The 26,513-nt window shown below is 71.1% G+C and carries 18 protein-coding genes; 17 read left to right on the top strand and 1 reads right to left on the bottom strand.

Translation table 11 applies throughout. From position 1 onward, the window contains the following. The first annotated feature begins 75 nt into the window (after window positions 1-75). From GKS42_RS16165 to GKS42_RS16085, 17 genes are all read left to right on the top strand, one after another. Complete coding sequence (locus GKS42_RS16165; protein ID WP_413230928.1) at window positions 76-1,941, top strand: ABC transporter ATP-binding protein; 1,866 nt, start codon at window positions 76-78, stop codon at window positions 1,939-1,941. Then, window positions 1,938-3,767, top strand: coding sequence for an ABC transporter ATP-binding protein (locus GKS42_RS16160; protein ID WP_154794760.1), 1,830 nt, complete (start codon window positions 1,938-1,940; stop codon window positions 3,765-3,767). Before GKS42_RS16165 ends, GKS42_RS16160 begins: the two co-directional genes overlap by 4 nt. Before the next feature lie 57 nt (window positions 3,768-3,824). After that, complete coding sequence (locus GKS42_RS16155; RefSeq protein WP_154794759.1) at window positions 3,825-4,985, top strand: hypothetical protein; 1,161 nt, start codon at window positions 3,825-3,827, stop codon at window positions 4,983-4,985. A gap of 20 nt (window positions 4,986-5,005) precedes the next feature. Next, on the top strand, window positions 5,006-5,737 hold the full coding sequence (locus tag GKS42_RS16150) for a lipoate--protein ligase family protein (protein ID WP_168217868.1): 732 nt from the start codon (window positions 5,006-5,008) through the stop codon (window positions 5,735-5,737). Between the two features lie 71 nt (window positions 5,738-5,808). Beyond that, window positions 5,809-7,623 carry a DUF4185 domain-containing protein gene (locus tag GKS42_RS16145; protein ID WP_168217867.1) on the top strand — a complete coding sequence of 605 codons (1,815 nt, stop codon included), beginning with the start codon at window positions 5,809-5,811 and terminating at the stop codon, window positions 7,621-7,623. Further along, entirely contained in the window at window positions 7,620-8,639 is a 1,020-nt protein-coding gene (locus GKS42_RS16140) for a LacI family DNA-binding transcriptional regulator (protein ID WP_168217866.1), read from the top strand. Before GKS42_RS16145 ends, GKS42_RS16140 begins: the two co-directional genes overlap by 4 nt. A gap of 35 nt (window positions 8,640-8,674) precedes the next feature. Next, window positions 8,675-9,745, top strand: a complete 1,071-nt coding sequence (locus tag GKS42_RS16135; RefSeq protein ID WP_154794755.1) for a glycoside hydrolase family 172 protein — start codon at window positions 8,675-8,677, stop codon at window positions 9,743-9,745. 390 nt (window positions 9,746-10,135) lie between these two features. Beyond that, complete coding sequence (locus GKS42_RS16130) at window positions 10,136-10,807, top strand: KpsF/GutQ family sugar-phosphate isomerase (protein ID WP_210769201.1); 672 nt, start codon at window positions 10,136-10,138, stop codon at window positions 10,805-10,807. After that, entirely contained in the window at window positions 10,804-11,751 is a 948-nt protein-coding gene (locus GKS42_RS16125) for a ribokinase (protein WP_154794754.1), read from the top strand. The genes GKS42_RS16130 and GKS42_RS16125 overlap by 4 nt, the downstream gene beginning before the upstream one ends. Before the next feature lie 11 nt (window positions 11,752-11,762). Further along, window positions 11,763-12,893 carry a glycoside hydrolase family 172 protein gene (locus GKS42_RS16120; RefSeq protein WP_232847696.1) on the top strand — a complete coding sequence of 377 codons (1,131 nt, stop codon included), beginning with the start codon at window positions 11,763-11,765 and terminating at the stop codon, window positions 12,891-12,893. Between the two features lie 11 nt (window positions 12,894-12,904). Next, window positions 12,905-14,032, top strand: a complete 1,128-nt coding sequence (locus tag GKS42_RS16115) for a glycoside hydrolase family 183 protein (RefSeq protein WP_232847695.1) — start codon at window positions 12,905-12,907, stop codon at window positions 14,030-14,032. Between the two features lie 44 nt (window positions 14,033-14,076). Next, window positions 14,077-15,423 (top strand): ABC transporter substrate-binding protein, encoded by a 1,347-nt coding sequence (locus tag GKS42_RS16110; protein ID WP_154794752.1) that lies wholly within the window; start codon window positions 14,077-14,079, stop codon window positions 15,421-15,423. An 85-nt stretch (window positions 15,424-15,508) separates the two neighbouring features. After that, window positions 15,509-16,444 (top strand): carbohydrate ABC transporter permease, encoded by a 936-nt coding sequence (locus tag GKS42_RS16105; RefSeq protein WP_154794751.1) that lies wholly within the window; start codon window positions 15,509-15,511, stop codon window positions 16,442-16,444. Next, entirely contained in the window at window positions 16,444-17,364 is a 921-nt protein-coding gene (locus GKS42_RS16100) for a carbohydrate ABC transporter permease (protein WP_154794750.1), read from the top strand. The genes GKS42_RS16105 and GKS42_RS16100 overlap by 1 nt, the downstream gene beginning before the upstream one ends. 21 nt (window positions 17,365-17,385) lie before the next feature. Further along, on the top strand, window positions 17,386-19,986 hold the full coding sequence (locus GKS42_RS16095) for a GH116 family glycosyl-hydrolase (protein WP_154794749.1): 2,601 nt from the start codon (window positions 17,386-17,388) through the stop codon (window positions 19,984-19,986). 143 nt (window positions 19,987-20,129) lie between these two features. Continuing rightward, window positions 20,130-22,004, top strand: a complete 1,875-nt coding sequence (locus GKS42_RS16090) for a hypothetical protein (protein WP_154794748.1) — start codon at window positions 20,130-20,132, stop codon at window positions 22,002-22,004. A 291-nt stretch (window positions 22,005-22,295) separates the two neighbouring features. After that, window positions 22,296-23,195, top strand: coding sequence for a phage baseplate protein (locus tag GKS42_RS16085; RefSeq protein WP_154794747.1), 900 nt, complete (start codon window positions 22,296-22,298; stop codon window positions 23,193-23,195). 348 nt (window positions 23,196-23,543) lie between these two features. On the opposite strand, the gene GKS42_RS16080 is transcribed toward GKS42_RS16085, so the two are convergent. Next, a complete protein-coding gene (locus GKS42_RS16080) occupies window positions 23,544-26,186 on the bottom strand; it encodes an HNH endonuclease signature motif containing protein (protein WP_154794746.1) in 2,643 nt (880 codons plus the stop codon). Between the last annotated feature and the right edge of the window lie 327 nt (window positions 26,187-26,513).

Genomic DNA, 26,513 nt, shown 5'->3' with positions numbered 1-26,513 from the left:
ACCAACGACCTGCACCCTCGGAGGTCAGAGCTCTGCCATGCCGTCACTGAAGGTTCGAACCCCCCAGACGCACTCGTGAAGTCCCGCCCAGCGACCTCCTCGGCGGACACGCCGATCGTCGCCACCCTCGCCCGGCTCTATCCGTTCGTCAAGCCGGCCCTACCTCGCCTCATCGCCGGGATGGTCTGTGCCCTCGGGGCCAGCCTCTGCGCGCTGGCGATCCCGCAGGTCCTCGAGTTCGCCGTCAACGGTCCGCTGCTCGGGTCCGTCGAGGACGGTGACACCTCCGGGGTCTGGTTCGCCGTGATGCTCGTCCTCGGTCTCGGGATCCTCGAGGCCGGCCTGATCGCCGCCCGGCGGGCATTCATCCTGATCCCGGGCACCCGCGTGGAGGCGGGCCTGCGGATGTCGCTGTTCCGGCACCTGCAGGACCTGCCGGTCTCCTTCCACGACCAGTGGCCGGGCGGACAGCTGCTGTCCCGGTCCATGAGCGACCTGTCCAGCCTGCGCCGCTGGCTCTCGTTCGGGATCGTGATGCTCGTGGTGAACTCCACCACGATCATCGTCGGGATCGTGCTGATGATCCGGATGTCCGGCCCGCTCGGGATCGCGTATCTGATCGGCGCCCTGCCCGTCGTGATCTTCTCCTACCGATTCTCGCGCCGGTTCCGCCGCATCTCCCGGCAGAGCCAGGACCAGGCCGGCGACCTCGCGACCACCGTCGAGGAGTCCGTGCACGGCATCCGGGTGCTCAAGGCGTACGGCCGGGGCCGCGAGGCCTACAAGAACTTCTCCACCCAGGCCGACGAGCTGCGCGGCACGGAACTGCGCAAGGCCCGCGCCCTGTCCGCGTTCTCGTTCGCGATCATGACGATCTCGGAGGTCGTGCTCGGACTGTGCGTGTTCCTCGGGATCTGGCTCGTCGTCGACGGGCAGATGACCGTCGGCGCCCTGGTGGCGTTCTTCGCCACCGCCGGGGTCGTCAACGGGCCGGTTGAGCGACTCGGCGAGCTCGTGTCCATGTCCCTGTACGCGAAGACCGCGGTGGACCGGTACTTCGAGGTGCTCGACAGCGAGAACGCCGTCACCGACCCGGACGAGCCGGTCCGGGTGACGGCGCCGCGCGGCGAGGTGAGCTTCGACGGCGTGCACTTCCACTACGCGGATGCCCCGCCGATCGACCTCATCCCGGCCGAGACCTCGATACCGAGCGAGGCGCCGCGCGAGGAGGTTCTTTCCGGGGTGGACCTGCACGTCCGCGCCGGCGAGACGATGGCCCTGGTCGGCCTGACCGGATCCGGCAAGACCACCATGGCCGCGCTGGTGCCGCGCCTGTTCGACGTCACCGCGGGTTCGCTGCGGATCGACGGCGTGGACGTGCGCGATATGACCCGCCGGGACCTACGCACGCTCGTCTCGATCGCGTTCGAGGACGCCACCCTGTTCTCGGCGTCCGTGCGCGAGAACGTGCTGTTCGGGGCACCACCCGGCCAGGACGACGAGGCGGATCTGGACCGAGCCATCACGGTCGCGCAGGCCCAGTTCGTCCACGACCTTCCCGACGGCGTGGAGACCCTGATCGGCGAGGAGGGGATGAGCCTGTCCGGCGGTCAGCGGCAGCGCCTCGCGCTCGCCCGGGCCGTCGCCGCCCGCCCGTACGTGCTCGTCCTGGACGACCCGTTGTCCGCGCTCGACGTGACCACCGAGGAGGCGGTCACCGCGCAGCTGCGCGCCGAGCTCGAGCGCACCACCACCCTGATCGTGGCCCACCGTCCCTCGACGGTGGCGCTCGCCGACCGGGTCGCCGTGCTCCAGGACGGCAGGGTGACCGGGGTGGGCACCCACTCCGAACTGCTGGTCAGCCATGACCACTACCGGTTCGTGATCTCGAGCCTGATCGAGGAAGAGGAGAGCGAGCTCGTGGGGAAGGTGCGCTCATGAGGGGAACCCCGGCGCCCACGTCCGTGCCCATCGGGGTGGCGGACGAGGAGAACAGCGTGCTCGACCGCGAGCACAGCAAGATCGTCCGACGGCGGTCGCTGCGGTTGCTCGCCTCGACGCTCGCTCCGCTGCGGGGCGTCTTCATCGTCACGGTGGCCCTCGTGGTGGTCGCGCAGGCCACCCGGGTGGCCGGGCCGGCGCTGATCGCGCTTGCCGTCGACACCGCGCTGCCGCAGGCGCAAGCGGGCAACTGGGGCCCGGCCATCTGGATCAGCGGCGGGTACGTGCTCGCCGCGATCGTCGCCGGTGCCACCACGGCCGCGTTCATCCGACTCGCCGCGCGGGTCAGTCAGACCGTGCTGCTGGACCTGCGCCAGCGGGTGTTCGGGCAGACGCAGCGACTCAGCCTGGAGTTCCACGAGTCGTACACCTCTGGCCGGATCATCTCGCGGCAGACCTCGGACCTGGAGGCGCTGCGCGAGCTCCTCGACTCGGGCGTGACGTCCCTCGCGTCCGGCTTCCTGTACATGGTGTTCACCGCCGTCTCGCTGTTCCTGCTGGACGTCCAGGCAGGCCTGGTGCTCCTCGTCGCGGCGATCCCGGTGTGGCTGATCACCCGGTGGTTCCAGAAGCGCTCCCAGGTGCTCTACCGGATCTCCCGGGTGGCCTCCGCGCGCCTGATCGTGAACTTCGTCGAGAACATGACGGGGATCCGAGCGGTGCAGGCGTTCCGCCGCGAGGACGCCAACAACCAGCGTTACGGCGACCTCACCGAGGACTACCGCGCCAACACCGCCCGGACCATGGGCCTGAACGGCATCTACGACCCGGCACTGCAACTCACCGGGAACGTCACGGTGGCCGTGGCGCTCGCGATCGGCGGGTTCCGGGTGCTCGACGGTTCGCTCGAGGTGGGTGTGCTCATCGCGACCCTGCTGTACACGAAGCGGTTCTTCCAGCCGGTCCAGCAGATGGCAATGTTCTACAACTCGTTCCAGTCCGCGTCGGCGGCGCTCGAGAAGATCTCCGGGCTGCTCGAAGAGGTCCCGACGGTCCGTCAGGCCGCCGAACCCGTGCCGCTGCCGCACGCCCGGGGCGCCCTGAAGTTCACCGACGTGACCTTCGGCTACGGCGCGGGCAAGGTGGTGCTGCCGGACCTGGACCTGGACATCCCGGCCGGGCAGACCATCGCACTCGTCGGGCAGACCGGTGCCGGCAAGTCGACCGTGGCCAAGCTCGTGGCCAGGTTCTACGACGTGACAGGTGGCTCGCTGACGCTCGACGGCGTCGACCTGCGGGACCTCTCCTCGAAGGACCTGCGTCGCGCCATCGTGATGGTCACGCAGGAGGCCTACCTGTTCTCCGGGACGGTGCGTGACAACATCGCCCTGGCCAAGCCGGAGGCGTCCGACGAGGAGGTCGAGGCCGCCGCCCGCGCGGTCGGGGCGCACGAGTTCATCCTGGCGCTGCCGGACGGCTACGACACGGACGTGAACAAGCGCGGTGGCCGGGTCTCCGCCGGCCAGCGGCAGCTGATCTCGTTCGCCCGGGCGTTCCTGGCCGATCCGGCGGTGCTCATCCTCGACGAGGCGACCAGCTCCCTGGACATCCCCGGGGAGCGGCTGGTCCAGCGCGGCCTGCAGACGCTGCTCGCCGACCGGACCGCGCTGATCATCGCGCACCGGCTGTCCACGGTCGCGATCGCCGACCGGGTGCTCGTGATGAGCCAGGGCCGCGTCGTCGAGGACGGCACCCCGGAGGAGCTGATCGCCGGGGACGGCCGGTTCGCTGCGCTGCACCACGCGTGGGAGGACTCGCTGGTCTGAGGTCGCAGCCCGGAGTGCCGCGGATGCGGCGCCGGCCGGGCCTGACAAGATGGCCGCATGAGCCCACGAACAGCCCGGGACGCGAACCCACCCGAGAACGAGGGTGGGGACGGGGGACGGGCCGCGAAGCCCGGCCGCGACGTCACGATCGGAACGAAGGCCGCCCTGCCGGCGTGGTTGCGGTGGCCGACGATCGTGCTCGCGGCCGTGGCCGTGCTGGTGGTGCTGTACCTGATCGGCAGCGCCGTGCTGCCCGGTTGGTGGGCGCGGCTCATCGGCGATCAGGTCGACGGCGTGAGCAGCGCCGGGATCCTCGTCGGCCTGCCCATCGGTTTCGTGTTCACGGCCATCCCGATCGCGCTCGGCGTGTGGGCCATCCGGGCCAGGTACACGGTCCGGACACGGCTGATCATCGGTGCGATCGCGGTCCTGCTCCTGGCGCCGAACGTGCTCACCCTCGCGGTGGCCGTCGGTGGGCTGGAGAGCACCGAGGTGGCCCGCACCGACATGCTCATCCGGGCGCCGTCGTTCCGGTTGGCGAGCCTGATAGGCGTGATCGTCGCCGTGCTGCTCGCGGTGGCGATCTGGTACCTGGTCTGGAGCTCTCGGCGCCGCAAGCGTGAGCTCGAGGAACTGCGCGGCAAGGTCGCCTCCGGGCAGATCTCGAAGACGGCGCCGGGCGAGGACGCCGATGCGAACGAGCGGGCCGCACGGAGGCGCAAGGGCTCCCGGAACAAGAAGCCGGGAGCCGACGCGGAGGCCGAACGAGACGCGGCCGGAGCCGGCACGCTCGGCGCCGGTACCGCGGGCCGGCTCGATGCCACCACCTCGCCGTCCTTCGATGACGGCTCTGCCGGATCCGCGCCGCCGTCGGAACAGGCCGCGACCGCCCCTGCGCCGCAGTCGGACCGGGGCGCCGCCACCCCGCCCGCGCCACCGCTCGCCGGCGGTGCCGCCGCGCCGGCGGACGCGGACCCGCCGGCGGACGCGGACCCGCCGGCGGACGCGGACCCGACGGCGGACGCGGACCCGACGGAGGTGCGGGACACCCCGCGCAGTGCCTCCCGGGCTCGTTCCCTCGAGTGGCCGGTGTCGCTCGACGAGCTCGACGGGCTCGAGTCGGACACCCCTCGCGAGGGCGGGACGACCGGCCGCTCCGATGGGGCGACCGACGCCGGGCCCGGTCCGGCCGGGTCGGGCACCGAACCCCCGCGGTGATGCCGGCCGGCGCGTCGCCGATGGAGTGGGCCGACGCGCCACTGCCGCGCTGGCGCGACCGACTCGCCGGGACCGTCGACTCCGGCGACCCGTTCGCGCACGTGCCCGGCTTCCTGCACCTCCTGCACGAGGCGGGCAGCCCGGTGCGTCTGTTGCAGCTGCGCCGGCTCGGCCGGATGGTCGCGTTCAGCCGACGCGACGCACTGCATCCCGGGTACCCGGCCGCCGTCGAGCTCGCCCGCGCGGCCGGCTTCCGGCCTGTCCTGAGACCGGTCGGCGGGGCCTTCGCGCCGCTGCATCCGGGCAGTCTCGTGGTGGAGCAGTACGGCGCCGACACCCAGGCGCGGATCGAGACCCGGGACCGCTTCGTCGCCCATGCCGACGCGCTGGTCGCGGTGTTCGCCGGGCTCGGCATCGACGCCCGGGTGGGACCGGTGCCCGCCGAGTACTGTCCGGGTGAGTTCAGCGTGAACGCCCGCGGGGCGGTCAAGATCAGCGGCACCGCGCAGCGCGTCTCCCGCAGTGCCTGGCAGGTCAGCTCGGTGATCCAGGTCGGCGACACCGCGCCACTCGCCGAGGTCACGGCCGCGTGCGCGGCCGCCCTCGGCCAGGATGTCGACCCCGCCGTGACCTCGTCGGTGGCCGCCGAGACCGGGGTCTCCGACCTCGCCACCGTGGCGCGAGCCGTCACGGCGACCTTCGTCGAGCGCGGCCTGGTCCTCGCCGACGGCGTGCTCGCACTCGCGGAGTAGGCGGCGGGTGAGCCCGGGGTTGCCAGGTGTGGGTAGATTACGCGTAATCGATTACCGGCACTGGAGGCGGCGTGACTCAGGCTGAGGAGTTCACCGGCATACCCGGGGTGGCCCCCCGCGCGGACCGTGGCGTGCCGCCCGACCGCGCCGCCCGCACGGGCGACGACGCCCACGGAACCACCCGCGGCGGTGCCGAACGTCCCGGTACTGCGCCCCCGCCGTCGGACTTCTTCGCGGTCGCCGCCCTCTCCTACGCGGCCACCGTCTCCTCACCGAGCGACGGAGACCTCTGGCCGAGCGCGTGGGCCGACGACGGTGGCCTGTATGCCGCGTGCGGGGACGGCCTCGGATTCTCCGACGGGCCGTGGTCGGACATCGTCATCAACCGCATCGACGGCGACCCGGCCTCCGGCCTGAGCGGGCAGCGGCTGGCGTCCGGGCGGGACGTCGCGCCGGTCTGGACCGACCCGGCCCGGTTCAACAGCAAGCCGACCGGCATGGTGGCCGTCGACGGCGACGGTGACGGGCACGACGAGCTGTACCTGGCCGTGCAGGACCTGCGCTGCGGCCCCTCGCCGGACACGTTCAACACGGCGCCCGCGGCCGGCATCGTCCGCTCCCGCGACTACGGTCGCACCTGGACCGCGCCCGAGCGCGCCATGTTCACCGACGAGTTCACCACGGTGATGTTCCTCGATTTCGGGCAGAGCAACACGGGCGCCGCCGTGCTGCGCGACGCCGTCGGGCCGGGCGAGGCGGACCCGGCCGGCTACGTGTACGCGTACGGCCTCGACCACAACTGGCGCACCTCGTACTCGGGCGTCGTACCGGACCCGCAGGACCTGTACCTGGCTCGCGTCCCGGCGGCCTCGGTCCTGGACCGCGCCGCCTGGGCGTTCTTCAGCGGACTCACGCCCGACGGCGTCCCCTCCTGGTCTCCTCGTCTCACCGATCGCGTGGCCGTCCTCACCGACACCCGTCGGGTCGGCACCGCGGCGCCGGTCCCGATGGCGCCGCCCCCGGTGCCCGGGTCGGTGCTCGCCCAGGGCGGGATCGTCTACAACCCGGGACTGGCCCGGTACCTGTACACGTCCTGGACCGAGTACACGTTCGAGTTCTACGAGGCGCCCGCACCGTGGGGACCGTGGCGGCCGTTCCTGAGCCACGACTTCGGCCCATTCCCGTGGGCCGGCCCGCGCTCCGCCGAACCCCGGCACGGCGGCTACGCCACAACCATCCCGAGCAAGTTCCTGAGCGCGGACGGCCGGGACGCGTGGGTCCAGTCCAACTGGTTCGTGGGCGCCTCGACCTACGGCGGCTCGAGCTACCACTTCTCGCTGCGGCCGCTGCGCCTGGACCCGATGCCTGAGCCGGGCACCGCCGGACCGGCACCGGTCGCGGAGCCTGCCGACGGCAACCTGGCCACCGCGCCCGGGACCCGTGCGATCGCCACCGCATGCCGGAGCGGGCGTATCGAGGTCCTCAACGACGGCCGTACCGACCGGGCCGAGGACTCCTGGAACGGGCTGGTCAAGGACACCGAGTACTGGGGCTACACGTGGCCCGGTCCGGTCCGCTTCGAACGACTGGAGTTCACCTCCGGTCCGCACGATTACGGGTCCGGATGGTTCGACGCGCCACCGCAGGTACAGGTCCGCCGCGGCGCGGACTGGACCGTCGTGCCGGCCACCGTGGATCCGCCCTACCCGGCGGACTGGACCGCCACGGGGACCCGGACCTACACCTTCACGGTGGAGCCACAGGTCGGCACCGGGGTCCGGCTGGTCGGTCGCGCCGGGGGCTGGGCCGGGTACACGTCGGTGTCCGAACTCGCCGTGTTCGGCGCATGGCCCGGAACCGGCGACGGCGGGAGGATGGCACCGTGAGTGGGCAGCAGCGAGCGGCACGGATCACGGACGTCGCCCGGGAGGCCGGGGTCTCGACGGCGACCGTGTCCCGGGTGCTGAACGGGCTCGGCACCGTCGACCCGGAGCTCGCCGTCCGGGTCCGCCGGGCCGCCGAGGTCACCCGGTACGTGCCGAACCCGAACGGCCGGGCGCTACGGCGCCAGCGCGCGGACGTCTGGGCCGCGATCGTCTCCGACGTGCAGAACCCGTTCTTCACGTCCCTGGTGACGGCGGTCGAGCACGTCGCGGTCCGCTCCGGCATCTCGGTGATGCTCTGCAACACCGACGAGCAGCTCGACCGTGAACGCTCCTACCTGTCCACGGCCGTGGCCCAGCGGATGGCGGGCGTGGTGGTCTCGGTGACCTCGGAGGCGGAGTCCGACCTGAGCGCGTTGCTGACCGCGCAGGTGCCCACCGTGGTCGTCGACCGGCGGGTCCACGACTTCACCGGGGACACGATCCTGCTGGACAACGTCGAGGCCGGACGGCTAGCCACCGAGCACCTGCTCATGCTCGGCCACCGCGACATCATGTGCCTGGCCGGGCCGTCCGGGGTGAGCACCACCGAGGACCGGCTCCAGGGCGTCCGGATGGCGCTCACCGACGCCGGGCTGAGCCTCGACCCGGCCAGGATGGTGCGGACCGACCTCAAGATCGACGACGCCGAGACCGCCGTGCGGGCGGCGCTCGCCAGCCGGCGGAACCACCCCGATGCGATCTTCGCGATGAACGGTCCGCTGACCACCGGGGCCTACCGCGGCGTGCAGGCCAGCGGGCTGCGGATGCCGGACGAGATCTCCCTCGTGGGTGTCGACGACGACCGGTGGACCCAGATGGTCAGTCCGGCCGTGACGCTCGTGGCGCAGCCCGTCGACGAGATGGGCACCCGGGCCGCCGAGCGCCTCGTGGCGCGGGCCGAGGACCCGGAGATCGAACCGATCCATCTGCTCCTGCCCCCGCGCCTGCTGATCCGCGGCACCACCGCCACCGTCTGACCCGCCCCACCGCTGCCGACACAGATTGAGACCCCATGTTCACCAATGACCTCGCCGCGCTCCGAGACGTACGGACCCGCTCGATCAGCCCGGAGAACCCCGACGGCGCCAAGGGCGGGGGAGGGCGGGCCACCACGGGCACCGGCGCCGAGGCCGCCCGGGACCTGGGCGTCGGCTGGAAGGTCTCCCCGAGCGTGCGCATCGAGCCCGGGCAGACCTACGACCTGGCCCGGATCCCCGGTGCCGGGCGGATCACCCACATCTGGCTGACCACGCACACCGACAACTGGCGCCGGCTGTTGCTGCGGGCGTACTGGGACTCCGCGAGCGAGCCGGCGATCGAGGTACCGGTCGGGGACTTCTTCGGTCAGGGCTGGGGTGCCTTCGCCCAGCTCAGCTCGGCGATGGTCGCCGTGAACCCCCACGGCGGCTTCAACTCCTACTGGCCGATGCCGTTCTCCGACGGCGCCCACCTGACCATCGAGAATCTCGGTGCCGAGCCCGTGGTCGTGTACTTCCAGGTCACCTACGAGGAGGGCGGGGACGTGGCCCGCACCGGCCGGCTGCACGCGCAGTGGCGACGCAGCAACCCGCTGCCGGACGCGACCACACACGTGCTGCTCGACGGCGTCCGTGGCCGCGGACAGTACGTCGGCACCTACGTCGCCTGGGGTGTGAACTCCACCGGCTGGTGGGGCGAGGGGGAGATCAAGTTCTACCTGGACGGTGACGCCTCGGCGGCCGAGCCGTACCCGACCATCTGTGGCACCGGCACCGAGGACTACTTCGGGGGTGCGTGGAACTTCGACGTGCCCGGCCAGGGCTACACGGAGTTCACGACGCCGTACCTGGGCCTGCACCAGGTGCTGCGTCCGGACGGGCTGTACGCCTCCCAGCAGCGCTTCGGCATGTACCGCTGGCACGTGCCGGACCCGATCCATTTCGATACCGACCTCTCCGTGGACCTCCAGGCCCTCGGCTGGCGCAGCGGCGGCCGCTACCTCCCGCTGCACGACGACATCGCCTCCACCGCGTTCTTCTACCTGGACGCGCCGGTCACCACCCGGCCGCCGGCCCCGGACGTCGATCGGCTCGAGATCCTCTGACCGGCCGGCCCGGGCCAGCCCCGGCAGGGTCACGGCCCAGCCCAGCCCGGCCTGGCGGCCCGTCGAACGCGACATCGTTGGCTCCTGATCGCCCGCGGAAGCCAACAACCTCGCGTTCGCCGGGGCGTGACGGTGGGCGAGCGGCGCGGGACGGCGGTTGGGTGGCGCGTGGCGCGTGGCGGCGGGCGGCGCGTGGCGGCGGCTGGGTGGCGCGTGGCGGCGGGCGGGGCGTGACGGCGGCGGGCGGCGCGTGAAGGTGGCGGGGGAGGTGACCGGGCTGGTCAGGTTGGCCATCGCAACCCGTCGGCCGTGGCCCGTTGACATCCGGGCGTACCGCACCTACTCTCAAGTAATCGATTTCTAGTAATCGATTACCAGCACGCAACGCTCATGCACCGACGCACTGAGAGGGGCACCGTGGCCACCCTTGCGGACGCGATCTCCGCCGCCCATGCCGCCATGCTCGTCGAGGCCCGCTCGATCGCCCGCACGGCGGACCGGGTCCAGCCCGCCCTGGCGGAGGCGATCACCCTGATCCATGGCTCCAGCGGCCGCGTCCTGGTCTCCGGGCTCGGCAAGTCCGGCCACATCGCTCAGAAGATCGCGGCCACCCTGACCAGCACCGGCACACCGGCCCAGTTCGTGCACGCCGGTGAGGCCCTGCACGGCGACTCCGGCGCGGCCACGCCGGCGGACGTCGCGATCCTGATCTCGAACTCCGGCGAGACCGCGGAGGTGTGTCAGTTCGCGCACATGCTCACCGGGTGGGGTGTGCCGATCATCGCGATGACCCGCAACCCGGACTCGCCGCTGGCCTTCTTCGCCCGTGTGGTGCTGGACATCTCCGTTGACGGAGAGGCCGATCCCCTCGGGCTCGCCCCGACGGCCTCGACGGCGTCGACCCTCGCGGTGGGGGACGCCCTCGCGATCGCACTGATGACGCTCTCCGGCTTCACCCCGGCACAGTTCGCCGAACGCCACCCGGGTGGGACGCTCGGCCACCAGCTGCTCGGGACCGCTCCGCGGCAGGTGTCCTCGACGCCGCGGCAGGTGACCCCATGAACGCCGCCCAACTCACGGGCCGCGGCGGTGTCTGCGTGCTGGCCTCCTTCATGTACGACCTGGTCGCCACTGCCCCCCGACGGCCCGGCCCGGGCGAGACCCTGATCGGATCCCACTTCGCGACCTTCGTGGGTGGCAAGGGTTTCAACCAGGCCGTCGCCGCGGCGCGGGCCGGGGCCGCCACCACCGTGATCGGCCGCCTCGGCGACGACCTCTTCGCCGCGGAGTTCCGGGAGTTCCTGGCGGGCGAGGGGATCGGTGCCGCGGACGTGCGCACCGATCCCGAGCACGGCACCGGGGTGGGTCTGCCGGTGCTGGACCAGGCCGGCCAGAACTCGATCATCGTGATCCCACGGGCGAACCTGGCCGTCACGGTGGCCGACGTCGAGGCGGCCCGCGACCGGATCGAGTCCGCGGCGGTGCTGCTCCTCCAGCTCGAGCTGCCGATGGACGCGACCGTGCACGCCGCCCGGATCGCCCGGGCCGCCGGCGTGCGCGTCCTGCTCAACCCCGCGCCCGCGGCGACCGTCCCCACGGAGCTCGGGGACGCTGTCGACGTGCTCATCCCCAACGAGGGCGAACTACGCCAGCTCGCCGGCGCCGACGCCGGCGAACCGGTCCTCGACGTGGCGCGCCGGGCCGTGGCGGGCCGGACCCACGCCCTGATCGTCACCCTCGGACCGGACGGCGCGCTCGTGCTCGAGCCGGGCCGCCCGGAGGTGCACGTGCCCGGGCACCGGGTGGAGGTGGTGGACACGATCGGCGCCGGGGACGCCTTCTGCGGCAGCCTCGGCGCCCGCCTGGCCGCCGGCGACGCCCTCACCGAGGCGGTGGCGTTCGCGAACGCCGCGGCCGCCGTCGCCGTGACCCGGCGTGGCGGCGCGCCGTCCGCGCCGACCCGTGCCGAGGTGCTCGAACTCGCCGGCGCGCCTGCCGGGACCTGAGCGAGGCAGACATGACCGCGGAGGAGATGGAGACGATCGAGATGGCAACCGCCCTTGGGGGCTACGGCCCGTACGGCAGCAGCCTGCGCGACCTGCCGCGGCTGCGCACGCACCGGCGCCTGCGCGCGTCCAGCTGGGACCGGTCCGGGGGCAACGAGGACCGGCTCACGCTGCACCCCGGCGAGACCGTCGAGCTCGCCGACCTGCGCGGCGCCGGTTCGATCAACCACATCTGGATGACCGTGGCCCCTCGGGACGCGCCGAGCCCGGACAGCGCCGATCGGGACTTCCTGCGCAAGCTGGTGCTGGCGGTCTACTGGGACGACTCGCCGCACCCCTCGGTGCTGGTGCCGCTCGGGGACTTCTTCGGGGTGGGCCACGGGCGCACCGTGAACTACGCGTCGGCGCCGCTGCAGATGAGCCCGCAGGACGGCAAGGCGCTGAACTCGTTCTTCCATATGCCCTTCGCGACCCGGGCCCGGTTCGAGATCATCAGCGAGTGCGCGGAGGAGGTGCTCTGGTTCTACTACTACATCGACTACGACGCCTTCGACGTCCTCGAGGACGGCCTCGGGCGGTTCCACGCGTCCTGGAACCGGGAGAACCCGACGGCCGGCCTGGACGAGACCACCGCGGCGGGCCTGACGAACTCCCAGCTGCTCTTCGAGGGCCCGAACCTCACCGGGGACGGCAACTACACGATCCTGGAGACCACCGGCCGCGGGCACTACGTCGGCTGCGTCCTGAACGTGACGAACCTGCGCCACACCGCCGAGTGGAACTGGTACGGCGAGGGCGACGACATGATCTTCGTCGACGGCGAGGCGTGGCCACCGAGCCTGCACGGCACCGGCACCGAGGACTACTTCAACACGGCCTGGTGCCCGTCGGAGAGCTACAGCGCGCCGTACCACGGCATCACGCTGCCGGGCGGTGAGAACTGGTCCGGGCAGGTCTCGACGTACCGGTTCCACATCGAGGACCCGGTGCCGTTCACCACGTCGATCCGGGTCACCATCGAGCACGGGCATGCGAACCGCCGCAGCGACGACCTCTCCTCCACCGCCTACTGGTACCAGGAGACCCCGGCCGAACACCTCACGCTGGCACCGGTGGGCCAGCGGCTGCCGAGGCTGGGATGAGGCGGGCGGCCATGGCGACGATCTCGGCGGCGGCCGCCGCCGCACTTGTCGCGTGCGGCTCGACCGGAGGAGGACCCGACGTGAACACCGACCCCGACCGCCCGTTCGTGCTCGACGGCGTCGCGAACGTCACCCGGATCGCTCAGCTCACCGGCCCGGACAGCACCCTCAACGACACCGCCGCGGTGGCCGTGGCAGGCACCGACCTCGGCTCGATGTTCAACGTCGGCGAGGTGACCTACCTCGTGTTCGGGGACACGTTCGGCACCCGAGACCCCGACGCCGTCGGCGGGCAGGGTGGCAACTGGCGCTCGAACGCGGTGGCCTACACCACCGACGACGACCCGGCCGACGGCCTCACCTTCGACGGCTGGCTGCTCGACGACATCGGGCTCGCCCTCGAGGTGGTGCCCGGCGAGCACGACGGCAACGACGCCGGGGGAGAGGTGACGAAGATCCCCACCCACGGCTTCGCCGTCGGGGAGACGCTCTACCTGCAGTACATGTCCGTGCTGCACTGGGGCGACCCGGGCCAGTGGGACGCCAACCACGCGGGCCTGGCCCGCAGCACGGACGACGGCGCCACCTGGGAGACCCTGCCCGCCCCGCAGTGGCCCGGCGACTCGAACTTCGTCCAGGTCTCGGTGGCCGAGGTGACCGAGGACGGGGAGGACTTCCTGTACTTCTGGTCCATCCCGTCCGGTCGGTTCGGCGGGGTGCAGCTGATGAAGGTCCCGGCCAGTACCGAAGCCGTCGAGGACCTGGGCGCGTACCGGTACTTCGCCGGGACCGACGACGACGGGGACCCGATCTGGTCGGAGTCGATGGCAGACGCGCAGACCATCCTGGACGGCACCATCGGCGAACTCTCCGTCGTCTACAGCCCCACCCTGGAACGCTGGCTGATGACTTACTCCACGGACGGGGACGCGGTGCTCGCCGAGGGCATCACCCCCTGGGGTCCGTGGAGCGAGCCGCACGTGCTGACCACCCAGGCGCAGACGCCCGGGCTGTACAGCCCGTACCTGAATCCCCGCTACGTCAGCGATGACGGCCTCACGATCTACTTCACGCTCTCGATCTGGGGTCCCTACAACGTGTTCTGGTACAGCGCCGACCTCGTGCCGGCGCCCGCGTGAAACCAACCGAGGCTCCACCGGAGCCGATCATCAAGGAGGATGAGATGCGTTCGACACGCAGATTGACCGGCGGCCTCGGTGTCGTGGCCGCCACCGCTCTGGTGCTTGCGGCCTGCAGCGGAACGCCCGACGGCGGCCCCGAAGGTTCCGCGAGTGGCGAGGAGGTTCCCGAGGGGGTCACCGAGGTGACGTTCTGGCAGCAGTCGTTCACCGACGAGGAGAACGAGTGGTACGAGTCCGTCGTGGACTCCTACAACGAGTCCCAGGACGAGGTGCACGTGACCCTCACCGCGGTGCCCGGCGACGCCTGGGAGCAACGGATGACGGCCGCGCAGGCCGCCGGGAACGCCCCGGACATCCGCACCATGAACTACGGCGGGGTCCGCAACGCAGCGCTCACCAGTCAGATCACGCCGCTCTCGGACCTGATCAGCGCCGAGGCCTGGGACGACCTGCAGGAGAACGTGCGCGGCTCGGTCACGGTCGACGGCGAGGAGTACGCGTACCCGATGCTCGTGGAGCCGTCCGCGATCCTCTGGTACCGCACCGACCTGTTCGAGGCGGCCGGGATCGACGGGCCACCCACCACCTGGGACGAACTGGTCGCCGACGCGGAACTGCTCACGAACGACGAGGTGTTCGGGATGCGGCTGGCCCAGAACGCGCCGGACATGTCCTGGTCCACCTGGGGCTACCAGTGGAACGTGGCCGGGCACCTGCCGATCAGTGACGACTGGTCCGAGGGCATGGCCACCGAGGACTACGCACCGCTGCTGCAGGCGTTCCAGGACCTGTTCGCCAGCGGGGCGCTGCCGCCCGCGGACGGCGTCGGCTACCCGGACGCGTCCACGTTCGGTGACGGGCAGTACGCCATGATGGCGAACGGCTCCTGGGCGGCCAGCCAGCTGCTCAGCGACTACCCCGACCTGGTCCCGAACGTCGCGGTCGCCCCGATGCCGTCCTTCGACGGGCAGAGCGGCCAGACCACGGCCACCCTCGGCGGCTGGACCTGGGCCGTCGACGGCAACACCGAGGTGGCCGAGGAGGCCGCCACCTTCATCGAGTGGGCGCTCGGTGGCGACACCGAGAACGTGGTCCCGTTCTTCGAGGCCACCCAGTTCTCCAAGGTCTCGCCGCGGGTGTCCGTGGCCGAGGCGATCAGCGCCCTACCGGACGTGGACACCGTGAACCCGTGGAACGCCGTCATCCAGGAGGAGATCGTGCCGTTCGCGCAGCCGGAGCCGGGCTACCCGTGGAACGTGAGCCTGGCGATGGGGGAGGCCATCGAGGCCGCCATGCAGGGCACCCCCGTCTCCGAGGCGCTGGCCGCGGCGAACGACAAGATCAACACCGAGATCGCGAACTCCCAACTGGCCGGTACGGGGAGCTGACACAGGACGGGTGGGTGCGGCCCCGCCGGGCGCACCCACCCGGCCTTGGACTCTTCCGACCGGGGAACTCTTCGAAGGTGATGAGATGACGACAATCCAGGCGCAGGCGCCGCCGGCCAAGGGCCGGGCGCGCCGCCGCCCCAAGCCGGCCCACCGCGACAACCGGATCGCGTTCCTGATGCTGGCCCCGGCGCTGGTCCTGCTCGGGATCTTCGTGCTGTGGCCGCTCGTCTACGCGTGGTACGTGAGCTTCTTCAACTGGAGCTTCTACACGGAGTCGGTGTTCGTGGGGCTCCGCAACTTCCGCCTGGTGCTCGCCGACCCGGTGTTCTGGGCCTCGATCGGCCGGGGCCTGCGGTTCTCAGTGATCGTGGTCCCGGCGATCCTGATCCTCGCGTTCGTGTTCGCGAACCTCGTCAAGGCGATGGGGCAGAGGATGGGGACTTTGCTCAAGGTGAGCATCTACATCCCGACGGTGATCTCGGGGGTGATCGCCTCGATCGTGTTCGTGCTCATCTACGAGTACCGGCAGGGGCTGCTGAACTGGCTCATCGGTCTGGTCGGGTTCGAGAACCAGCCGTGGCTGGGCAGCGCGAGCACCGCCCTCCTCGCGCTGACCGCGCCGGCGATCTGGCTCGGCCTCGGGCTCGCGTCCCTGATCATGCTCGCCGGGCTCCTGGACATCCCGGAGAGCTACTACGAGTCGGCCGAGCTGGACGGGGCGAACTGGTGGCAGCGGACCGTGTTCATCACGGTCCCGCTGATGCGCAACATCGGCCTGTACCTGCTCGTCACCTGCTTCGTGGCCACGATCCAGCAGTACGAGCTGCCGCTGATCATGACCTCCGGCGGCCCGGTTCAGTCCACCCTGCTGCCGAACCTGCACATCTTCCTACGCTTCACCAACGACGACACCGTCGGCTACTCGATCGCCGCGGCACTGCTGCTGTTCGTGGTGCTGGGCGGGCTGTCCGCGGTGATCTTCAGGGTGATCAACTCCGAGAAGGCGGTGGATGCCTGATGGCTGCGTCCGCACCGATCATCGTCACCGAACCCGACCCCGCCCGGTCGGCGGGGGCGCGCGATGCCGTGCACCGGCACCGACGGTCGGCCCGCGCCGGCGGCCCGGGCTGGGCCGTACTCCGGTACGTGTACTCGGCGGCCATCTTCCTCGCCGCACTGTTCCCGCTGGCGTGGATGGCGATCTCCGGGTTCAAGGCCCGCAACGAGGTGGTCAGCTCACCGTTCCAGTTCTTCCCGGACGTCTGGCAACCGCAGAACTACGTCGACATCGCCTCCGACCCGCAGTTCCTGCGGGCGGTCGGGGTGTCCTTCGGTGGGGCGCTGCTGTTCGCGGCCCTGAGCCTCGCCGTGAACTCGATGGCCGCGTACGCGTTCGCGCGGCTGGAGTTCGCGTTCAAGCGGACCATCTGGGTGGTCGTCCTGATGACGATGTTCATCCCGGGCATGGCGATCCTGCTCACCTCCTACATCGTCGTGACCCGGATGGGACTGCTGAACACGCTCGCGGTGCTGGTGGTCCCCGGCGCGGCCGCGGCGGTGCACATCTTCTTCATCCGGCAGTTCTACCTGGGCATCCCGACCTCGATCGAGGAGGCGGCCCTCATCGACGGCGCGGACCGGTGGCGGATCTTCACGGCGATCTTCCTGCCGATGTCCAAGCCGGTGTTCGTGGTGGTCGGGATCACCTCGTTCCTGGCATTCTGGAACGCGTACGTGTGGCCGATCATGACGATCACCGAACCGGACTCCGCGCTGACCCAGATCCAGCAGTACCTGGCCACGTTCCGGTCCGAACGACGCATCGAGTACGGGCTGCTGCTGGCCGGGTCCACGCTGGCCGCGACGCCGGTGATCGTGCTCTTCCTGATCTTCCAGCGCTACATCATCAGCGGCATCCGGATCTCCGGGATCAAATGACCCCCACGACGAACGGCACCGATGACTGACACCCGCCCGACCACGGAGGCGACCTCCGCCGTCGCCCGATCCATCGAGCACACGCAGGGCCGGCACGTGGCGATGCCGCTCGGCGGCATCGGCACCGGGAACCTCGCGATCGGCGCCGACGGTGGCCTGCGGCAGTGGCAACTGCACAACATCGGCAACCACCGCGGCGACCTGCCGTACTCCTTCTTCGCCGTCCGGATCGCGCAGTGGGAGCCGCCGTTCGACGCGGTTCGCGTGCTCCAGGCGCCGCCGGCGGACCCGGCCGCCACGCGGACCCCGATGGTCAGCGACGACGAGGTGCCGCAGTGGCAGCGGGACCTGCTCGCCGACGCCGACGGCGTCCACGGCACGACCTTCACGGGCACCTACCCGTTCGGTCGGGTCGACTATCACGACGAGGAACTGCCGGTCCGGATCAGCCTCGAGGCGTTCACCCCGATGGTGCCGCTGGACCTCGAGCGCAGCAGCCTGCCGACGGCGATGTTCACCTTCACGATCACGAACACCGACGTCACGCCGGTGCACGGGTGGCTGGGCGGGGCGGTGCAGAACGCCGTCGGCTCCGACGGGACGCTGGCGCCGGACGGCGTCCGGGCGCCCGGGTACGGGGGCAACACCAACCGGATCCGGCGCCGGGACGGGTGGACCGACCTGATCCTGGAGAACCACACGCGTGCTCCCGAGGACCCCGGCGCCGGGCAGATGGTGCTCACCGCGGACGCCCCGTACACCTCGGCCCTGCCCCAGTGGACCCACCCGCGGCAGTTCCTGGACTTCCTGCGCGCACGGCACCCGTTCGGGGCGCAGGACTGGGCGCACCTGCCGACGACGATGGCCGACCCGCAGCCGAGCGGGACCTGGGCCGCCTCCGGTGCGAGCCCCGAGGGCAGCACCTGGAACGGTGGCCTGGCCGCCCAGTTCTCCGTCGATCCGGGTGAGAGCGTCACCGTGCGGTTCGCGCTGACCTGGCACTTCCCGAACCGGTACATGAACTTCATCCAGTTCGGCGGGATCCGACCCGAGTGGGGGCCGACCCGGTTCTGGCTGGGCAACCACTACACGACCGTGTACCCCGACGCCGAGGCGGTCGCCGCCCGGGTCCGCAGCGACTGGGCGGAGCTGGAGGCCGACTCCCGGGCGTGGACCACGATGCTGCGCGGGACCGCACTGGCGAGCGACGCCGTCGAACATCTCGCGGCGCAGGCCGCGATCGTGCGCAGCCCGACGTTCTTCCGGACGGCCGACGGGCACTTCTTCGGGTTCGAGGGGGTGCAGGGCGCCTCGACCACGATGTGGGGTGGGTCGGTCGGCGGCTCCTGCCCGCTGAATTGCACCCACGTGTACAACTACGCCCAGGGGATCGCCCGGCTGTTCCCGCAGATCGAACGGGACATGCGCGAGTGCGAGTTCGACGTGATGCAGGCGCCGGAGGGTTTCATCCCGCACCGGGTGATCTCGCCGACGTACCTGCCACAGCTGTGGGACCGGCTGATCGGAGGGCCGGAGGAGCCCGCGCTGGACGGGATGCTCGGCACCGTTCTGAAGACGTACCGGGAGGTGCGCGGCGGCGCGGGGCAGGAGTGGCTGGACCGGTACTGGCCGAACGTGGAGCGGCTGGTCGAGTACGTGGCGGCGAGGTGGGACACCGGCGGGACCGGGATGCTGCACGGGATCCAGCCGTCCACCCACGACATCGACCTCGCCGGGCTCAACCCGTTCATGGGGACCCTGTGGCTCGCGGCGTTGCGGGCGGGGGAGGAACTGGCCCGGCTCGTCGGCCGCGAGGACGTGGCGCGGCGGTGGCGCGGGTGGTTCGAGAAGGGCAGCGCCGCCTACGACGAGGCGCTGTTCACCGGTGAGTACTACGTGCAGGTGCTCGAGGTCGGCGACCCGCGGGTGTTCCAGTGGGAGTCCGGGTGCCTGAGCGACCAGTTGATCGGGCAGTGGTGGGCGCACCTGCTCGGCCTCGGGCACATCCTGCCGGCCGAGCACGTGCGCACGGCGCTGCGGTCGGTGGTGCGCCACAACCTGCGCACCGGCTTCACCGACTTCGTCAACGGGTACCGCGTGTTCGCCGACGGCGACGAGACCGGACTCCTGATGTGCACCTGGCCCAGCGGTGGGCGACCCGAGGTGCCCACCAGGTACTGCGACGAGGTGTGGACGGGCTCCGAGGGGCAGCTCGCGGCGCACCTGATCATGGAGGGCCTGACCGCTGAGGCGGACGCCGTGCTGCGCGGGCTGCACGGCCGGTACGACGGACGTCGCCGGAACCCGTACAACCAGGTGGAGTGCGGTGACCACTACGTGCGTGCGCTCTCCGGGTGGAGCGTGCTGGACGCCGTCACCGGGCACCGCTGGGACGCGACCACCGGCACGCTCGCGCTGGACGCGCCGCCGGTCGGTGGGAGCTGGCCGGTACTGACCGACGAGGGTTGGGGCGACCTGCGTGAGTGCGACGGCGGCTTCGAGTTGCGTTGCCTGGGTGGGGAGCTCGTTGTGGCCACGTTGGTGCTCGGCGGCGAGCGGATGGACGCGGGGCTGCGACTGGGGGCAGGGCAGGCCCGGCGGGTCGGTGGATCCGGCGGGTAGCCCGGTCCGGCGGCCCGGCGGGTAGCCCGGTCAGGCGGGCACCCTGGCAGGAGGTCCCGCCGGACGCTCAGATCCATTGCGTACAGTGGTGCTGCCCCGGCTACCGGGGTTGTCAGTGAGTCGAGATCTGGGCGGGAGATCCCTTGCGTCATCGTTCGCGCGCGTTGTTCGCCGTTCTGGCGGCTGCGCTCCTGGTCCTGGCCGGCTGCGACGGGAACGTGAACCTCGATCCCGACCCGTCGGATCCGACGACGTCCGAGGGACCGCGGCCGGCCGCCGTCACACAGGCTCCGGCCGAACCGACGACGCTGTTCGCGTCCGGTGACGCGAGTGAACTGGCCATGATGGCCAGCCAGACATTCTTCGAGTCCGCGCAGGTCGCCGTGGTCGCGCCGGCGGCAGACGTGCACGCCAGCGCCCGGGCGGCCTCCATCGGTGCGGCGCTCGGCGCGCCCGTGCTGCTGACCGGCGTGGATGACCTGGGCGTGGAGCAGGAGTGGATCCGCCTGGGCGTCGGCACCGTGGTCACGGTCGGCGGGGTCGTCCTCGAGTCGATCGACATCACCGGGCTGAACATCCAGCCGGCACCCGGGGACGTGGGCGACCTCGGGGAGCTGCTCGGTCTCGATCTCACCGAGGCGGAGGTCCCGGCTGCGGGCGGCGAGGTCGCCGCACTTGCCGCGCTGGCGACCGATCAGGTGTTGCCGGAGGTCGCTGCGGACGATCCGGCCGAGACACCCTCCGCCACGGATCCGGCGACCACGGACCCGGCCGCCACGGATTCGGCCGACGGTGCGGCGGAGCCCAGCGCCTCCGACACGGGCGAGGCTGCCCCGACCGACGCCACCTCGGCGGCCGACGCGGGCGACGCCGACGCGACCGAGCCCGCGGAACCGACCGGCTCCGGCGACCCCGCGGAGCCCGACCCGAGCGACGCCGTCGACCCGGATCAGACACCGGATGCGGTCGGTGAGATGCCGGAGTTCGAACCCACGGAACGGCTGGAGGGGGTCGTCGCGCTCGCCGACGGTGACCCGGTCCAGGTGGCCGCGGTGGGCATCGTGCGCGCCGTCGGCGGGACCGTGCTGGCCATCCCGGGCGACCCGCGTGCCTCGGCGGAGGCGATGGCCGCGCTCGCCACTGCGACATCGGTGGTCGGCATCGGAACCACCTACGGTGACCTGACCCAGTTCACCTGGCAGAGCGAGACAGCGGCGACCGGGACTCAGTTGCCCGGCGGTGGACAACTCGTGTTCTCCGGGAAGCGGTATGTCGCCCTGTACGGAAGCCCGCACACGCCGTCGCTCGGCCTGCTCGGCGAGCAGGACACGCCCGCGACCGTGCAGCGGGCCGCCGATACTGCGGCCACGTACCAGCCGCTCACCACGGACACCGTGGTGCCGGCGCTCGAGATCATCGTGACGGTCGCGTCCGGCAGCGCCGGCGATGACGGGAACTACTCCAACGAGTGGGCCGCCGAGGGATTCGTGCCGTTGATCGAGGCCGCCCAGGCCGCCGGTCAGTACGTGGTGCTGGACTTCCAGCCCGGCCGGACGAGCTTCCTCGACCAGGTCCAGCAGTACGAGTCGCTGCTGCGGTACCCGAACGTGGGCATCGCGCTCGACCCGGAGTGGCGGCTCGAGCCGGATCAGGTGCACCTGCGTCAGATCGGGCATGTCGGGATCGACGAGGTCAACTCGGTGGTGAACTATCTGGCCGACTTCGTCCAGACGAACCGGTTGCCGCAGAAGCTGATCGTGCTGCACCAGTTCAGCCTCTCGATGATCGAGGGCCGCGAGAACCTCGACACGGCCCGTGCCGAGGTGGCCCTGCTCATCCACGCCGACGGACAGGGAACCCAGGCAGCGAAGGCCGGAACCTGGGCCACCCTCCACGTGAACGCCCCGGCCGGGGTCTACTGGGGCTGGAAGAACTTCATCGACGAGGATCTCCCGATGCTGACCCCGGCCGAGACCTACGCCGTGGCACCGGTGCCGGACTTCGTGAGCTACCAGTAGGCACCTGCGGCAGGTGCGGGGACCTGCGGGGTCGGCGGCGCCTCGGCGGGGAACCTGCCCAGCACCACGCGTCGAGTCGCAGGTCTCAGCCCCAGCGGGCGCGGAGCCTGGGACCCCGCGCCACGATCGATCCGGAACCGCGCGCACGCCCGCTCATCGGAGCGCGGGCCGAAGGCGCCTCCCGCCATCGGTAGCCTCGGTGACTTCCAGCCGCCGGACGGCGGCCTCGATGGGGAGAAGCAGATGGACACGAAACAGTGGGATCGTCGGAGCGTTCTTCGCCTAGGAGCAGTGAGCGGCCTAGCAACGGGACTTCTTGGCGCGGGCGCATGGCCGGCGTCGGCGGCATCGCCGTCCTTCGACCTCGGCGCTGAGGCCGTGCCGCTCTTCACCGGCGCATCCCTGTCGTCAGAGACCATCCAGCAGTCGTTCGCCTTCGAGCCCGACCATGGCAGGCTATTCGTCGCCCAGCTGCTTGCGGGCTCCGCCGGGAAGGCCGGCGACCTACGGATCACCGAGATGGATCGGCGCGGGCGGATCCGCGGTTGGATGACCCTCCTCGGGTACGGGCATGCGGTCTCCTTCGGGGTGCACCGAGGCCGCCGCGGGCTCGACCTGTGGATCGAAGGCCGCGTGAACGACAACGGGTACGGCACCGTGCTCAAACAGGTGCCCTGGCAGCACGGCGCAACCATGGAGCAGGACGATCCACGCACGATTGATCATCAGCCGGTGCCGGACGCGCAGGAGTACACCTGTGCAATCGACCACCGCGCGGGCCGGATGGCGATCTGCTATTGGAGCGGGGTCGACAAGCGGGTGGCGATCCTGCCGCTACGCGAAGTATTGCGCGGTCGGGTGCCGGACCCGGTCGCCGACTTTGCCCGGCCGGAGGGCCTGGGCACGTTCCAGGGCTACGCGCTCGACGGCGACTCCATGTACACAATCGACGGGAACAGCTACAGCGACACCAACCCTGTGCCCGGGAACACCCACTTGGGACGTATTGACTGGCGCACCGGCGAGCTGGTGGAGCGGCTTCACAACGTCACCGGGGCCGACCTGGACTTCCGCGAACCCGAAGGCCTCGCGATCGATTACCGTCAAGGACGGCCCCGGCTCTACCTCGGCTTCGCCTCCGGTGTCGTCGGCGATCGGCGCTCGAACATCTACTACTTGGAGCGGTGCTGACGGACCAGGTCGTTCGGAATGACCAGCCTGGAGCTCGCTCGTCGGCCGGGCCTGTCGCTCGCCGCCGAATCGCGCCTGGTCGACCGGTCATCATCTGCGTGCGAGCACCGTCGCTGCCAACAGCACTCACGACCTCGTCTATCCCGACAGCTGCAGCAGGTACGGTGCGCACGCGTTTCGCTGCGAGGAGGCCGCCGGTGTGATCGGCGTGCAGATGCCAGACGAGATCTCTTCGATGGGTTCCAGGCCCACCTCGGCGGCTGAACTGTTTGGTCATGCCGTCGGCGCCTTTCTTTGCCCGCTGCGGTCGTGGAGCCAGCAGTCAGACCTTGGCACTCATCGAACCGGTCAGTTCCAGGGCGGGTTGGTGGGGTGGATTTCGGTGCCGTCGGGTCGGTAGAAGTGCCATTTTCCGTTGTGTCGGGTCATGGTGATGTTGTGGGTGTGGATCCAGTGGTGGTGGTAGTAGCAGGCGAGGCCGGCGTCGTGGAGGTCGGTGTTGCCGCCGTCGGCCCAGTGTTTGGTGCCGTGGTGGGTTTCGCAGCGTTCGGGTGGGGCGGTGCAGTTGTGGTAGACGCAGTGGCGGTCGCGGGCGATGAGGGCGCGGCGTTGGGCGGCGGTGTAGAGGCGGTGGGCTCGGCCGTGGTTGAGGATTTCGTTGTCGGGTCCGAAGATGATGCGGTAGGTCTCGCCGGAGCAGCCGATGATGCGGTCGAGCAGGTCGCGGGGGACGGGTCCGGTGTTGTCGGTGAAGGTGGCAGGTCCCGCGGCGAGTAACGCGGCCCAGTCCCGCCCGCCACCGGGTACGGCGATGCTGGGCACGGCGATGCCGGGCACGGCGATGCCGGGCACGGCGATGCTGGGTACGGCGATGCCGGGCACGGCGATGCCGGGCACGGCGATGCTGGGCAGGGCCGTGCCGTTGGCGCCGGGCACGGCGGTGCTGTTGGTGCCGGGCAGGGCGGTGCTGTTGGTGCTGGGCGTAGCGGTGCCGTTGGGGTCGGTGGTGGGTTGGCCGAGTGCTCCGACGGTCCGCGATTGGCAGTCGGGCAGACCGGTGGCCTCCGACGTGGGCGAGGGGGCGGGTGCTTGCGCGGGAGTGCCGGGCTCGCCTGCCGGGGTGGCCGGGTCCGCTGGGGTGGGCGTCTTCGCCGGGGCGACGGGTTCGTTGGTCCCGGGCCCTGGCGCGGCTGGGCTCGATGGTGTGGGCGTTGGTGTCGGAGCGTCGGGCTCGTGCGCCGGGTCCTGGGAGGTGACGGGGTTCGTCGGGGTGGGCGCTTGCGCGGAAGCGCCGGGCCCGCCTGCCGGGGTGGCCGGGTTCGTCGGGGTGGGCGCCTCCGCGGAAGCGCCGGGCTCGCCTACCGGGGTGGCCGGCTTCGCCGGGGTGGGTGCTTCGGCGGGAGCAACGGGAGCGCCGGGCTCGCCTGCTGGAGTGGCTGGGTTCGCCGGGGTGGGTGCTTGCGCGGGCGTGCCGGGCTCGTTGGCCGGGGTGGCTGCCGTGTCCGTTGCGGTCGGGCCGGTCGGGTTGGCGTTGTTGCGCGGGCTGTGGTCGGCCGGGTCATCGGCTGGGTCGGTGGTGGTGTCTAGGCCGGGTAGGGGTTCGGTGATCGGTCGCGGGGGCGCCGTCGGGCTGGCTGCCTCGGCTGCGTCGGGCGCCTCGCCGGTCGCCGAGTCTTCGGCTCCGGCTGCTTCCTCGGTCCCGGGGGCTTCCTCGGTTCCGGCTCCAGTGGCGGTCTGGGTGGTTTCGGTGGTGGTGATGATGTCGAGGAATTCGGGGTAGTTGATGAGGACGCCGAGGTGGGGTCGGACGGATCCGGAGGTGCCGACTTTGCCGTGGTCCAGGGCGGTGTGGGCGAGGTCGCTGAGGGCTTGGGCGCGGCGTTGGGAGGAGGTGCGGGTCTCTCCGGCGGCGGGCTTGCCCATGATCGCTTCCAGTGCGGTGCGTACGTATTGGCCGTGTTCGAGGGTGAGGAACCCGGCGAGGTGGTAGCCGTCCATGGTGCGGTCGATGTTGAGGTATTCGCGGTCGGAGGCGGCGTGGTGGGCCTTGTCGGTGGCGTCGGGGTCAGCGATCGCGACGAAGTGATCGACCAACCTGCGCAGGTCCTCCGGCGAGCGGGTGGCGGCGTTGGCGAGGAGGAACTCCTCCACCGTCTGCACCCGACCAGCACCAGCAGCGGCGGCAGCGCCCGCGGCGTCGGGGGCGCCTGTGGCGTCAGCGTCGGGGGTCGCAGTGGGGTCGGCCTCGTCGCTGGCGTCGGCGCTGCCGGTGGGCGCCGCCGCGGTGTCGGTGGCCTCGGCGGCCTCGGACGTGCCGCTGTCCCCGGCGGCGTCGGTGTCGGGGGTGGCGGTGGGGTCGGTGCCCTCGGGAGCGCCGGTGTCGGCGCTGCCGGTGTCCCCGGTGCTGTCAGGATCGGTGGCCGCGGTGGCCGCGGTGGCCGTGGTGGGGTCGGTGCCCTCGGAGCTGTTGGGGGTGGCGGGGTACTGCAGGCCGTCGACGGCGGCTTGGGTGGTGGTGGCCTTGTGCAGGATCTGGGCCTGGTCGATGCCGATCTTTCCGGTCCGTAGCCAGGTCCGGGTCGCGGGCAGACTGTTGCGTAGCCCGGTGGCCAGGGTCGACATCCGGCGGGCGCTGGCACCGCTGATGCCGTAGGTCTTGGCCACGAAGTGCGGGTAGGTGCGGAATCCCTTGCTGGTGTCCCAGGTCCCGGCCTCGGACTCCAGGCCCATCCAGTCCAGCTGGGCACCGGTCAACGCCTGCGTGATCAGGTGCGTCCGCAACGCCGCGTGGCCCAGGAACCGGGACCCGTACCGGTCGGACTCGGTGACCGGATCCGCGGTCGCGATGCCCTGGGTGAGGGCCTCGATCGCGATCAGCTGATCCTCCAGCGACCCCGCCATCAGGTCCGCCAGAGACAGGTGCATCCGGGACGCGAGCGCCACACTCGCCCCCGACGCACCAGCACCGGTCGTGGTGGTGGTGTCGTCCATGTGTGCTCACCTCCCCATCGACGTCGAATGGTCCGAAACACTGACTGGCATTCGTACGTCTGTTTGACTGCTTGACCTCCACTCTAGGACGTCCCACCGACAGCGCAAGGACCCCGATTTCCGTTGTGGATACACGGACATCAGCCCATCCAACCGACCCCAGAACGGGCTCCGAAACACCCAAATGACCCCCCATCCACAGGATCCGGACCGACGGGGTCTGAATGTCGCTGGTGTGCGCATCCACTGCGTCTCGACGGCGGCCATGACGACGGGCATCGACGACCTAACCGCCAGGGGGTCGAACAGGTTCGATGGCTCGCTGTC

Origin of the sequence: Occultella kanbiaonis (assembly GCF_009708215.1) — a bacterium.
Classification (GTDB): domain Bacteria; phylum Actinomycetota; class Actinomycetes; order Actinomycetales; family Beutenbergiaceae; genus Occultella; species Occultella kanbiaonis.
Note: the sequence above shows the minus strand (reverse complement) of the source record. Positions and strands in the feature narration are given on the sequence as shown.

Excerpts from the sequence above, each read along its gene's own strand:
- GKS42_RS16110 (WP_154794752.1), top strand. The coding sequence starts at position 14,077 with ATGCGTTCGACACGCAGATTGACCGGCGGCCTCGGTGTCGTGGCCGCC.
- GKS42_RS16125 (WP_154794754.1), top strand. The coding sequence starts at position 10,804 with ATGAACGCCGCCCAACTCACGGGCCGCGGCGGTGTCTGCGTGCTGGCC.
- GKS42_RS16095 (WP_154794749.1), top strand. The coding sequence starts at position 17,386 with ATGACTGACACCCGCCCGACCACGGAGGCGACCTCCGCCGTCGCCCGA.
- GKS42_RS16115 (WP_232847695.1), top strand. The coding sequence starts at position 12,905 with ATGGCGACGATCTCGGCGGCGGCCGCCGCCGCACTTGTCGCGTGCGGC.
- GKS42_RS16105 (WP_154794751.1), top strand. The coding sequence starts at position 15,509 with ATGACGACAATCCAGGCGCAGGCGCCGCCGGCCAAGGGCCGGGCGCGC.
- GKS42_RS16120 (WP_232847696.1), top strand. The coding sequence starts at position 11,763 with ATGACCGCGGAGGAGATGGAGACGATCGAGATGGCAACCGCCCTTGGG.
- GKS42_RS16150 (WP_168217868.1), top strand. The coding sequence starts at position 5,006 with ATGGAGTGGGCCGACGCGCCACTGCCGCGCTGGCGCGACCGACTCGCC.
- GKS42_RS16130 (WP_210769201.1), top strand. The coding sequence starts at position 10,136 with ATGCACCGACGCACTGAGAGGGGCACCGTGGCCACCCTTGCGGACGCG.
- GKS42_RS16160 (WP_154794760.1), top strand. The coding sequence starts at position 1,938 with ATGAGGGGAACCCCGGCGCCCACGTCCGTGCCCATCGGGGTGGCGGAC.
- GKS42_RS16100 (WP_154794750.1), top strand. The coding sequence starts at position 16,444 with ATGGCTGCGTCCGCACCGATCATCGTCACCGAACCCGACCCCGCCCGG.
- GKS42_RS16155 (WP_154794759.1), top strand. The coding sequence starts at position 3,825 with ATGAGCCCACGAACAGCCCGGGACGCGAACCCACCCGAGAACGAGGGT.
- GKS42_RS16080 (WP_154794746.1), bottom strand. The coding sequence starts at position 26,186 with ATGGACGACACCACCACCACGACCGGTGCTGGTGCGTCGGGGGCGAGT.
- GKS42_RS16135 (WP_154794755.1), top strand. The coding sequence starts at position 8,675 with ATGTTCACCAATGACCTCGCCGCGCTCCGAGACGTACGGACCCGCTCG.